This is a genomic window from Kineococcus indalonis (genome assembly GCF_009906395.1).
In the GTDB taxonomy this organism is placed as follows: Bacteria; Actinomycetota; Actinomycetes; order Actinomycetales; family Kineococcaceae; genus Kineococcus; species Kineococcus indalonis.
In genome coordinates, this window is sequence record NZ_JAAALM010001013.1 from 1 (window position 1) to 480 (window position 480).

The window sequence follows — 480 nt, forward strand, 5'->3', positions numbered from 1 at the left end:
GTACCCCGTGCTCGCGGCAGCTGCAGCGCGGTGCCCGCCGCGAGCACGGGGTACCGCGCGCTGCCCGCGGCGGGCACCGCGCTGCAGCTGCCGCCCAGCGACCGGCCCTGGGTGCTGGACGTGCAGTGGGGCCGCGCCGCGCACCTGCTCGACGTGGCCGTGCAGCGCTTCGACGCCGCCGGCCGCCCCCTCGGGCGGGCCCTGCGCGGCACGCGCGCCTCGGCCGACGGCACCGTCGTGCTCGACGTGGACACCACCGGGCAGGCGGAGGTGTGGCTGCACCTGGACGCCACCCCGCGCGAGGTGGAGCGCGTCGTCGTCAGCGCCCGGCTGCCGCGCGCGGTGACCTTCGCCGACGTCGGCCCCGTGGTGCTGGCGGTGCGGGTGCCGCGCGGGTCGGTGCTGGCGGTGGCGACGCTGGACGCGGCCGCGGGCGCGCAGGCGCTCGTGCTCGCCGAGGCCGCGCGCGGCGGCGGGGCC

Annotated in this window: 1 pseudogene; it reads left to right on the forward strand. The window is 81.2% G+C overall.

Annotation, left to right across the window (positions count from 1 at the left end):
• Positions 1-30: 30 nt before the first annotated feature.
• Positions 31-480, forward strand: a pseudogene (locus GTR00_RS22460) (hypothetical protein); the annotation flags it as partial.